The organism is Streptomyces tricolor, assembly GCF_002155905.1.
GTDB lineage: Bacteria > Actinomycetota > Actinomycetes > Streptomycetales > Streptomycetaceae > Streptomyces > Streptomyces tricolor.
Window position 1 is genome coordinate 366 of record NZ_MUMF01000348.1, and the last position, 9,484, is coordinate 9,849.

The following is a 9,484-nucleotide window of genomic DNA, read 5'->3' on the forward strand; positions in this document are numbered from 1 at the left end:
CAGCGCCTCGACCGACGCCGTCCAGCGCGGGTCGCCCTCCAGGGCCCGCAGCCCGGAGACCCGTACGACGGGTACGGCGTCGCCCGGGTAGCCCTGGGCGGTGAGCAGGTCGCGGACCTCCAGCTCGACCAGGTCGGTCAGCTCCTCGTCCCCGGCGTCGGCCTTGTTCAGCGCGACCACGATGTGGTCGACGCCGACCTGCCGGGCGAGCAGCACGTGTTCGGCGGTCTGCGGCATGATCCCGTCGAGCGCGGAGACGACGAGGATGGCCCCGTCGAGCTGCGCGGCGCCGGTGACCATGTTCTTGACGTAGTCGGCGTGGCCCGGCATGTCGACGTGGGCGTAGTGCCGGGTGTCGGTCTCGTACTCGACGTGGGCGATGTTGATGGTGATGCCGCGGGCGGCCTCCTCCGGCGCCCGGTCGATGCGGTCGAACGGCACGAAGGTGCCGGTCCCGCGCGCGGCGAGGACCTTGGTGATGGCGGCGGTCAGGGTCGTCTTGCCGTGGTCGACGTGACCCATGGTGCCGATGTTCAGGTGCGGCTTGGTGCGCACGTAGGCCGTTTTGGACATGGCTGTACCTCGAAGCCTTTCAGCCGTGACGGAAGATCGGGGACCCCGGGCGACGCGCCGACCCTCCCCCTGCGGGGTCCGCCGGACGATCCGGAGAGGGTCAGCTTCGGGCGCCGTCGACAGCGGCCACGAGGAGCGGGACGGCAGCCTTCGGGGCATCCGCGACGGCGGATGCGGCGAGGAGGAAGGCGTACCGCAACATGCCGTCGATCATCGCCGACGGTTTGTCCGACGTCGAATGGTTTTCCGCGGTACGTGCGCGGGTGCGCGTTCCGGTCATACGGCGATCACACAAGTGCGTCGGTTAATGTCGTCGGATGCTCGATGCCAACCGCTCTGGCACCGCCACGGCCTCTCCCCGGGCCGCCGCCACGCAGCTCGCCGTCACCGCGGCCGTACCCGTCCCGCCGCTGTCGCCCGCCGGGTTCGCCGCCCGGTGCACGCGGCTGCTGCTGTCCCCCTACGCCCGGTTGTCGCTGCTGGTCGCGCTGCTCGTGGCCGGCGCGGTGGGCGTGCTGCTGTTCGAGCCGCAGCGGCTGCTGACGCACGGCTGGCCGCCGCAGCTCGGCGGGTTCGCGGCGGCCGTCGTGTTCGGGGCGGCGTACGGCCTGTGCACGGTGGCGTTCGTCCCGCGCCCCCTGCTGAACCTGGCCGCGGGCGCGCTGTTCGGCTCGCAGCTGGGGCTGGCGACGGCGCTCGCGGGCACGGTCCTCGGGGCCGGGCTGGCGTTCGGGCTGGGCCGGTTGCTGGGGCAGGACGCGCTGCGTCCGCTGCTGCGGGGCCGCTGGCTGAAAGCCGCCGACGGGCAGCTCAGCCGGCACGGGTTCCGGTCGATGCTGGCCGTCCGGCTCTTCCCGGGGGTGCCGTTCTGGGCGGCGAACTACTGCGCGTCCGTCTCCCGCATGGGCTGGCTGCCCTTCCTGCTGGCCACGGCGCTCGGTTCGATCCCGAACACGGCCGCCTACGCGGTGGCCGGCGCCCGTGCCTCGGCGCCGACCTCCCCCGCCTTCCTGATCGCGATGGCCTGTATCGCCGTACCGGCGCTGGCGGGCACGGTGGTGGCCTGGCGCAAGCGTCACCAGCTGCGCGGCCGGTGAGCCGGCGCGCCCGTCCGCCGAGGAGACGTCCCGATGTGGTCCAGCATCATCGCCGTGGCCGGCACGCTGCTCGGCGGTGCCTTCACCGCGCTGCTGCAGTCCAGGCGGGAGCGGGCCGCCCGTGCGGAGCGGCGGGCGGACGCGCTGCGGGTGGCGCTGGGCGAACTGGTGGCGGCCCTGGGCGACCACCGGCGAGCCCTGTGGCACCGCGAGGACCTGATGCTGAACGGTGCGGGCGCCGAGGCCGTCGAGGCGGCGCGGGCGGCGTCCCACGCCACCCGCTCCGCGGTGACCGCCCCCTTGGTCGCGGTCTCCGTCCTCGAACCCGCCCTCGCCGAACCGGCCCGCAGGGCCGCCCTGGCCGCGTTCGGCCTGCGGGACGCCGCCGACCGCACCGAGCTGGCCGCCCGCCGGGAGGCCGCGATCGCGGCGACCGACGAACTGGTCGCCGCCGCGGGCCGGGTCATGGCCTGGTGACCGGCGCTCCGGCCGGCGGCTCCGGGCCCCGCCCGGGTGCCGTGCCGGGCTCTTGGGCTCAGACCCCTTCCAGGATCATCGCGTTGGCGAGTCCGCCCGCCTCGCACATGGTCTGCAGGGCGTAGCGGGCGCCGCGTTCGCGCATCGCGTGCACCAGGGTGGTGGTCAGCCGGGTGCCGCTCGCGCCCAGCGGGTGGCCCAGGGCGATCGCGCCGCCGTGCACGTTGACCTTGGCGAGGTCGGCGCCGGTCTCCTGCTGCCAGGCGAGCACCACGCTGGAGAAGGCCTCGTTGACCTCGAACAGGTCGATGTCGTCGAGGGTGAGTCCCGCCCGGCGCAGCACCTTCTCGGTGGCCGGGACGACCCCGGTGAGCATGAGCAGCGGGTCGGAGCCGGTCACGGCGAAGCTGTGCAGGCGGGCGAGCGGTCGCAGGCCGAGGCGGGCCGCGGTGTCTCCGGAGGTGATGAGGACGGCGGAGGCGCCGTCGTTGACGGGGCTCGCGTTGCCAGCGGTGACGTTCCACTCGATCTGCGGGAAGCGCTCGGCGAAGCCGGGGTCGTAGTAGGCGGGCTTGAGGCCGGCGAGGGCCTCCGGGGTGCTGTCGGGGCGGACGCTCTCGTCGCGGGCGACGCCGTCGAGCGGCGCGACCTCGGCGTCGAAGAGCCCGGCGCGCCACGCGGCGGCGGCCTTGTGGTGCGAGGAGAGGGCGAACTCGTCCATCCGGGCGCGGGTGAGGGACCACTTGGCGGCGATGAGTTCGGCGCTGATGCCCTGCGGGACCAGGCCCTCCGGGTAGCGCTCGGCGACGCCGGGCCCGAAGGGGTCCTGGCCCGCGGGCACGTTGGACCACATCGGCACCCGGCTCATCGACTCCACACCGCAGGCGACGACGAGGTCGTACGCGCCCGAGATCACTCCCTGGGCGGCGAAGTGCACGGCCTGCTGGGAGGAGCCGCACTGGCGGTCCACGGTGGTCGCCGGGACCGACTCGGGAAGGCCCGCGGCGAGGACGGCGTACCGGGTGGTGTTCATGGCCTGCTCGCCGACCTGGTCGACGGTGCCGCCGATCACGTCGTCGATCAGGGCCGGGTCGACGCCGGAGCGCTCGACCAGGGTGCGCAGGGTGTGCGCGAGGAGCTGCACGGGGTGGACGTGGGCGAGGGAGCCGTTCGGCTTGCCCTTGCCGATGGGGGTGCGTACGGCTTCGACGATGACGGCGTCTCGCATGGGGCGGGACCTCCAGCGGTGATCGGAAGAGCGCGGCTACCAGTGAGTAGGAAATCCGAACTCACCATAGCCCCTTGGGTTGGAAAATCAAACCCTCCTCTAGACTGGCCCCCATGGCCGCCACGAAGGATCCGCGTCCCTGCTCCATCGCCGACACCCTCGCGGTGGTCGGCGAGAAGTACTCCCTGCTCGTGCTGCGCGAGGTGTGCCTGGGCAACGGCCGCTTCGACCAGCTCGTGCGCAACACCGGCGCCCCGCGCGACATCCTGTCCGCACGGCTGCGCCGGCTCGTGGAGGCCGGCATCCTCACCAAGCGCCTCTACAGCGAGCGCCCCCAGCGCTTCGAGTACCGGCCCACACAGGCCGGCCTGGAGCTGGAGCCGGTGCTGATGACCCTCAAGGAGTGGGGCGACCGCCATCTGCGCAAGGGCGCCGACCTGCCCATGGCCGTCGAGCACTCCTGCGGCAGCGAACTGGTGCCGGTCGTCACCTGCGGTGCCTGCGGCGATCCGGTCCGCCACGAGGACCTGACGGCCCGCCCGCAGGCCCCCGGCTGGACCCTGACCGGGCCGACGGCCGCCTAGCCGGACCCGCCCGCGCACGGGCCGGCCGGCCCCCGCTGCCCGGCCCCTGTTACCGCGCTGTCGGCCGGGCCCGCTACGCTTCGTCCGTCACATGATCACCTCTTCTCCGAACAGCGCTTGGACGTCATACCTTCATGTCTTGGTTTGAATCCCTCGTCCTCGGACTCGTCCAGGGGCTGACCGAGTTCCTGCCCGTCTCCTCCAGCGCGCACCTGCGGCTGACCGCGGCGTTCTCGGGCTGGAAGGACCCGGGCGCGGCCTTCACGGCCATCACCCAGATCGGCACGGAGACCGCGGTCCTCATCTACTTCCGCAAGGACATCGGCCGGATCATCACGTCCTGGTTCCGCTCGCTGTTCGACAAGACGATGCGGCAGAACCACGACGCGCAGATGGGCTGGCTGGTGATCGTCGGCTCCATCCCGATCGGGGTGCTCGGCGTGACGCTGAAGGACCAGATCGAGGGGCCGTTCCGCGATCTGCGGATCACCGCGACCATGCTCATAGTCATCGGCGTGGTCATCGGCATCGCCGACCGGATGGCGGCCCGCGACGAGACCGGCCGCCGGCACCGGGCGCCCAAGCAGCGCAAGACGCTGGAGCACCTCGGCGTCAAGGACGGCCTGATCTTCGGCCTCTGCCAGGCCTGCGCCCTGGTCCCGGGCGTCTCCCGTTCCGGAGCGACCATCAGCGGCGGCCTGTTCATGGGCTACAAGCGCGAGGCCGCGGCCCGCTACTCCTTCCTGCTCGCCATCCCGGCCGTGCTCGCCTCCGGCGCCTTCGAGGTGAAGGACTCGCTCGGCGAGGGCCACGTGGACTGGCCCCCGACCCTGTTCGCCACGCTGATCGCCTTCGCCTCGGGATACGCGGTCATCGCGTGGTTCATGAAGTGGATCTCCAACAAGAGCTTCATGCCGTTCGTCTGGTACCGCGTCGCCCTCGGCATCGTGATCATCGCGCTGGTCAGCGCCGGTGTGCTCAGCCCGCACGCGGCGGAGTCGGCGGGCTGACCCACCGCCCCGGTTTCGGACATCTTCGCCGTCGCGGCGGCCCGCCCGCGACCTGGGCAGTGTCCCGGGGCCGTCGGGCTCCTCGCCGCCAGGAACGCGTTACCGGGCGGCGCCGGTGACCAACCCCATACCTTCTGCGTAGCGACGCGGTAGCGCACCGTCAGTGCTTGCGCCTAGGCTGGCCCGCATGTCCCCCGAATCCCTGCCCCCTGGTTCCGTGCGGTCTGCCGCCGAGGTGAACGAGCAGATCCGGGCGCTGTGGCTGCGTGCGGGCGGCACTCTGTCGGCCCAGGAGCGCGCTGAGTACGAGCTGTTGGTGATCGAGTGGGCCGCGGCGATCCGCGGCCAGGTCATCGAGGCGGCCTGACCCCACCCGGGCCGGCCGCCGCCGGCGCGGGCCGGCGAGCACGCGGCCGTGTCCCCGGCCGGGTGCCTACACCCGCAGATGCGCGAGCACCTCGTCGGCCACCGGATACGGCCGCTCCCGCGGCAGCAGCCCCCGCGCCCGCTCCGGCTCGCCCGCCCGCACCAGCCCGTGGATCTCCGTGGCCAGCGGGGTGACGTCCTCGATGCCGACGATCCACTCGTCGGCGTACCGGGCCGCCGCCTGTCCGGCGAGACCGAGCTGCAAGGACCGGTACGGCAGCGGGTTGAGGTGCAGATCACGCTCGGGATCCCACTGCACGCGGGCCGGGCTCTGCGCCAGCCGGCGCTTCCAGGCCGCCTGGTCCGTGTGGAGGGCGGGCACGTAATGGGACAGGCAGGCGTGGCGCAGGGCCCACTCGAACCCCTCGCGGCTGATGTCGACGGCGAGGACGGTCTCCTGCCCCTCCTTGGTGCCCCAGCCGCAGCGGTACATCATCCACAGGAAGGACGGCTTGATCCAGGTCATCCGGTCCCGCTTCCAGGCGGCGGGGAACCGTCCGCTGCGGGCGGCCGGACCGCCGATCCCGGGGCGGTAGGCCTGGTAGACGGTGACCGTGGTGTCCGTGTACCGGGCGCGGATGCGGAACCTGGGCTCGGCGTCGCCGAGTTGTTCGTTCGCTTCGTTCACCGGGACAGGTTCGGCCACCGCGAACGCCCCGCACCACCGAATATTCACCCCGCACACCTCTTGGCTCCGCGCCCGCCGTGCCCAACACTGTGCCGATGACGCAGCGTGCGGAGTTCGCGACCGTGAGAGACCGGCTGGCCGTGGACGACCTGGTCACCGCGTACGCGGTGGCGGTGGACGACGGCGACTGGCCGGCGTACCGGGACCTGTTCACGCCGGACGGACGGGCCGACTACCGCTCGGCCGGCGGCATCGAGGGCGACGCGCGGCGGGTCGCCGCCTGGCTCGCCGAGAACCTGGCCCGGTTCGCCGTGCGCCAGCATCTGATCGTCAACCGGCAGGTCCGGTTCGGTGTCCTGGAGCACGACACCGGCGACACCGCACGCGTCCGAGCGGACTACCTCAACCCGATGCGCCTCAGCGGCGCCGAGGGCCGCGCCGCCCCGGACCTGGAGTGCGGCGGCCGGTACGACTTCGGGGCCCTGCGCACACCCGACGGCTGGCGCCTGAGCGAGGTGGTCGTCCACGAGAAGTGGCGCCGGGGGCCCGGCGCTCCGTAGCCGCGCGGGGCCCTGCCCGAGCAGCCCACCACGCACCCGCAGCCGCCGGACGACCGCCCCGCCCGAGCCGAAACACGCACGGCCGCACACGCACCGCGCACACTGGAGCTATCGGCTGGGTAGGGAGGCTCCCTATGAGGACGATCGACCACTGGCTGACCTCCCCCTGGCGCCGCTCGGCCGCCGCCGCTCTCGCCGGCGCCCTTCCCGTGCTCGCCTTCCCCGCCCCGTCCCTGTGGTGGTGCGCGTACGTCGCCCTGGTGCCCTGGATCCTGCTGGCCCGCTCCGCGCCCACCGGCCGGCGGGCCGTGTACGACGGCTGGTGGGGCGGCATCGGCTTCCTGGTGGCCGTCCACCACTGGCTGCTGCCCAGCCTGCACGTGTTCATCTTCCTGATCGCCGCGCTGCTGGGCCTGCTCTGGGCGCCCTGGGGCTGGCTGGTGCGCCGGTTCCTGGGCGGGGTGCCGTCCCCGGGCCGGGCCGCCGCCGCACTGCTGGTGCTGCCGTCGGCCTGGCTGGCGGTGGAACTGGTCCGGTCCTGGCAGGGGCTCGGCGGCCCGTGGGGCATGCTGGGCGCCAGCCAGTGGCAGGTGGACCCGGCGCTGCGGCTGGCCTCGGTCGGCGGGGTGTGGCTGCTCAGCTTCCTGGTGGTGGCCGTCAACGTGGCCGTGGCCCTGCTCCTCGCCGTCCGCGCCTCCCGGGTGCCGGCCGTGGCCTCACTGGCCGCCACGGCCGTCGCGGCCTCGGCCGCGTGGGTGTGGGCGCCGCGCCCCGAGACGGACGGGCGGGTGCGGATCGCCGTGGTCCAGCCGGGCATCGTGGCCGGGCAGGACAGCCCCGACAGGCGGTTCGACCGGGAGGAGCAGCTGACCCGGCCGCTCGCCGGGCGGAACGTCGACCTGGTGGTGTGGGGCGAGTCCGGCGTCGGCTTCGACCTGGACGACCGCCCCGACCTGGCCCGGCGGCTGGCCGCCCTGTCCCGCGAGACCGGCGCCGACGTCCTGGTGAACGTGGACGCCCGCCGCTCCGACCGGCCCGGCATCTACAAGAGTTCCGTGCTGATCGGCCCGCACGGCCGGACCGGCGACCGGTACGACAAGATGCGGCTCGTCCCGTTCGGCGAGTACATACCGGCCCGCTCGCTGCTCGGCTGGGCCACCTCGGTGGGCCGGGCCGCCGGCGAGGACCGGCACCGCGGCGCCGCACAGACCGTGATGAACGTCGGGCACGGGCTGCGGGTCGGCCCGCTGATCTGCTTCGAGACCGCCTTCCCGGACATGAGCCGGCACCTCTCCGGGAACGGCGCGGACGTCCTGCTCGGCCAGTCGTCCACCTCGTCCTTCCAGGGCAGCTGGGCGCCGGAGCAGCACGCCTCGCTGGCCGCGCTGCGCGCCGCCGAGACCGGCCGCCCCATGGTGCACTCCACCCTCACGGGCGTGTCGGCGGTGTACGGCCCGGACGGGCGGCGCCTCGGCCCCTGGCTCGGCACCGACGCGAGCACCGCGCACGTGTACGACGTACCGCTCGCGCACGGCGTCACGCCGTACGTCCGCTACGGCGACTGGCCGGTGCACGGCGCGCTGCTGGTACTGGCGGCGCTGTGCGTGACCGAGGGAGTGCGGGCGCTCAGGCTGCGCCGCAGCGGTCCTGAACCGATCGGACCACCCGCTCGCACAGTTCATGGGTCGCCAGCGCGTCCCTCGCGCTGAGCACCTCGCCGGCCCGCACGGCGTCGAGGAAGGCGAGGACCGCCTGCTCGATGCCGCGCTGCCGGGCCACCGGGACCCAGTCGCCGCGCCGGCGCACGGTCGGCTGCCCCTTGTGGTCGATCACCTCGGCGAGGTTGACCACCTGGCGCTTGGTGTCCTGCCCGGACACCTCCAGGATCTCCTCGTTGGAGCCGCTGAGCCGGTTCATCACGCCGAGCGCGGTGAAGCCGTCCCCGCCGAGCTGGAGCACCAGGTGGTGGACCAGCCCGTCCTCGATGCGGGCCCGGACGCTGACGTCGTCGACCGGGCCCGGCACCAGGAACCGCAGGGTGTCGACGACGTGGATGAAGTCGTCCAGGACCATCGAGCGCGGTTTCTCGGGCAGTCCGATCCGGTTCTTCTGCATGAGGATCAGCTCGCGCGGGTGGTCCAGGCACTGCAGGTACCCGGGGGCGTACCGGCGGTTGAAGCCGACGAACAGCGACACGCCCCGCTGCTCGGCCAGTTCGACCAGCCGCTCGGAGTCGGCGAGCCCGTAGGCGAGCGGCTTGTCCACGTACGTCGGCACGCCGGCCTCCAGCAGCCGGGTGACGATCTCGGGGTGGACGGCGGTGGGCGCGTGCACGAAGGCCGCGTCGAGACCGGCGGCGAGCAGCGAGTCCAGGGTGGTGTGCCGCTGCTCGCGCGGCAGGTGCAGGGTTTCCGCGACCTGTTCCAGGGTGGCGGGCGTGCGGGTCTGCAGGTGCAGGTCGATTCCCGGCTGCGTGCCGAGCACCGGCAGGTACGCCTTCTGCGCGATGTCCCCGAGTCCGATGCAGCCGACCTTCACGTGCTCTCCTCTACGGCGTGTCCGCGTGTTGCCTGCCGGAAGCATACGGGGGCCGCCAGTCGGCGATGCCGTCGAAGCTCCGCAGGAAGAGCGCCGGACCGGCCTTCGACAGGGCCGCGACGGCGGTGTTCCGTACGGCCACGACGGTTCGGCTGCCGGCCATGTCGAGGCGGGCGACCCGGACGGCCCGGCGGGCGATCGCGGTCGTGCGGGGCAGGCGGGCGGCGGTGTAGGCGGGCAGGTCCGCGCGGTGGTGGGCGAGGACGACGGCGTCCTCGACGGCCTGGTTGCCGCCCTGGCCGAGGGTGGGGGGCATGGCGTGGGCGGCGTCGCCGAGGAGGACGGTCCGGCCCGAGTGGAAGG

Annotated in this window: 13 protein-coding genes; 7 read left to right on the top strand and 6 right to left on the bottom strand. The window is 73.4% G+C overall.

Annotated features, from left to right (window positions below):
• Both CCN44_RS46440 and CCN44_RS44100 read right to left on the bottom strand, forming a co-directional pair.
• The coding region (locus CCN44_RS46440; RefSeq protein WP_244203958.1) for a GTP-binding protein at positions 1–573 on the bottom strand (573 nt) is incomplete at its 3' end.
• 100 nt (positions 574–673) lie between these two features.
• A complete protein-coding gene (locus CCN44_RS44100; protein WP_143649938.1) occupies positions 674–853 on the bottom strand; it encodes a hypothetical protein in 180 nt (59 codons plus the stop codon).
• A gap of 37 nt (positions 854–890) precedes the next feature.
• Here CCN44_RS44100 and CCN44_RS24135 point away from each other — a divergent pair, with 37 nt between their 5' ends.
• Both CCN44_RS24135 and CCN44_RS24140 read left to right on the top strand, forming a co-directional pair.
• Entirely contained in the window at positions 891–1,670 is a 780-nt protein-coding gene (locus CCN44_RS24135) for a TVP38/TMEM64 family protein (RefSeq protein WP_059248086.1), read from the top strand.
• 33 nt (positions 1,671–1,703) lie between these two features.
• The gene (locus CCN44_RS24140; RefSeq protein WP_086699473.1) at positions 1,704–2,147 is read left to right on the top strand and encodes a protein kilB; all 444 of its coding nucleotides are present in this window, start codon (positions 1,704–1,706) and stop codon (positions 2,145–2,147) included.
• Positions 2,148–2,205: 58 nt separating this feature from the next.
• Here the strand turns inward: CCN44_RS24140 and CCN44_RS24145 are convergent, their stop codons facing one another.
• Positions 2,206–3,375, bottom strand: a complete 1,170-nt coding sequence (locus CCN44_RS24145) for a thiolase family protein (RefSeq protein WP_086699477.1) — start codon at positions 3,373–3,375, stop codon at positions 2,206–2,208.
• 113 nt (positions 3,376–3,488) lie between these two features.
• On the opposite strand from CCN44_RS24145, the gene CCN44_RS24150 reads away from it, so the two are divergent.
• The 3 genes from CCN44_RS24150 (at position 3,489) to CCN44_RS24160 (ending at position 5,336) form a co-directional block, all read left to right on the top strand.
• Complete coding sequence (locus CCN44_RS24150) at positions 3,489–3,959, top strand: winged helix-turn-helix transcriptional regulator (protein WP_059248089.1); 471 nt, start codon at positions 3,489–3,491, stop codon at positions 3,957–3,959.
• Between the two features lie 134 nt (positions 3,960–4,093).
• Positions 4,094–4,969: an undecaprenyl-diphosphate phosphatase gene (locus CCN44_RS24155; RefSeq protein ID WP_059248090.1), complete on the top strand. Its 876-nt coding sequence runs from the start codon at positions 4,094–4,096 to the stop codon at positions 4,967–4,969.
• Positions 4,970–5,156: 187 nt separating this feature from the next.
• Positions 5,157–5,336 (top strand): hypothetical protein, encoded by a 180-nt coding sequence (locus CCN44_RS24160; protein ID WP_079081287.1) that lies wholly within the window; start codon positions 5,157–5,159, stop codon positions 5,334–5,336.
• 66 nt (positions 5,337–5,402) lie between these two features.
• Here CCN44_RS24160 and CCN44_RS24165 read toward each other — a convergent pair whose 3' ends face one another.
• Positions 5,403–6,023 carry a DUF4291 domain-containing protein gene (locus CCN44_RS24165; RefSeq protein WP_086699485.1) on the bottom strand — a complete coding sequence of 207 codons (621 nt, stop codon included), beginning with the start codon at positions 6,021–6,023 and terminating at the stop codon, positions 5,403–5,405.
• A gap of 95 nt (positions 6,024–6,118) precedes the next feature.
• Here CCN44_RS24165 and CCN44_RS24170 point away from each other — a divergent pair, with 95 nt between their 5' ends.
• Positions 6,119–6,583: a nuclear transport factor 2 family protein gene (locus CCN44_RS24170; RefSeq protein ID WP_059248091.1), complete on the top strand. Its 465-nt coding sequence runs from the start codon at positions 6,119–6,121 to the stop codon at positions 6,581–6,583.
• 134 nt (positions 6,584–6,717) lie between these two features.
• Positions 6,718–8,292, top strand: a complete 1,575-nt coding sequence (gene lnt, locus CCN44_RS24175; protein WP_086699480.1) for an apolipoprotein N-acyltransferase — start codon at positions 6,718–6,720, stop codon at positions 8,290–8,292.
• Here the strand turns inward: lnt and CCN44_RS24180 are convergent.
• The gene (locus tag CCN44_RS24180; protein WP_086699482.1) at positions 8,210–9,121 is read right to left on the bottom strand and encodes a Gfo/Idh/MocA family protein; all 912 of its coding nucleotides are present in this window, start codon (positions 9,119–9,121) and stop codon (positions 8,210–8,212) included. The genes lnt and CCN44_RS24180 overlap by 83 nt on opposite strands.
• Before the next feature lie 10 nt (positions 9,122–9,131).
• Positions 9,132–9,484: FAD-dependent monooxygenase (locus CCN44_RS24185; RefSeq protein WP_208639828.1), on the bottom strand; the 353-nt coding region annotated here is incomplete at its 5' end.

Excerpts from the sequence above, each read along its gene's own strand:
- CCN44_RS44100 (WP_143649938.1), bottom strand. The coding sequence starts at position 853 with ATGACCGGAACGCGCACCCGCGCACGTACCGCGGAAAACCATTCGACG.
- CCN44_RS24135 (WP_059248086.1), top strand. The coding sequence starts at position 891 with ATGCTCGATGCCAACCGCTCTGGCACCGCCACGGCCTCTCCCCGGGCC.
- CCN44_RS24140 (WP_086699473.1), top strand. The coding sequence starts at position 1,704 with ATGTGGTCCAGCATCATCGCCGTGGCCGGCACGCTGCTCGGCGGTGCC.
- CCN44_RS24145 (WP_086699477.1), bottom strand. The coding sequence starts at position 3,375 with ATGCGAGACGCCGTCATCGTCGAAGCCGTACGCACCCCCATCGGCAAG.
- CCN44_RS24150 (WP_059248089.1), top strand. The coding sequence starts at position 3,489 with ATGGCCGCCACGAAGGATCCGCGTCCCTGCTCCATCGCCGACACCCTC.
- CCN44_RS24155 (WP_059248090.1), top strand. The coding sequence starts at position 4,094 with ATGTCTTGGTTTGAATCCCTCGTCCTCGGACTCGTCCAGGGGCTGACC.
- CCN44_RS24160 (WP_079081287.1), top strand. The coding sequence starts at position 5,157 with ATGTCCCCCGAATCCCTGCCCCCTGGTTCCGTGCGGTCTGCCGCCGAG.
- CCN44_RS24170 (WP_059248091.1), top strand. The coding sequence starts at position 6,119 with ATGACGCAGCGTGCGGAGTTCGCGACCGTGAGAGACCGGCTGGCCGTG.
- lnt (WP_086699480.1), top strand. The coding sequence starts at position 6,718 with ATGAGGACGATCGACCACTGGCTGACCTCCCCCTGGCGCCGCTCGGCC.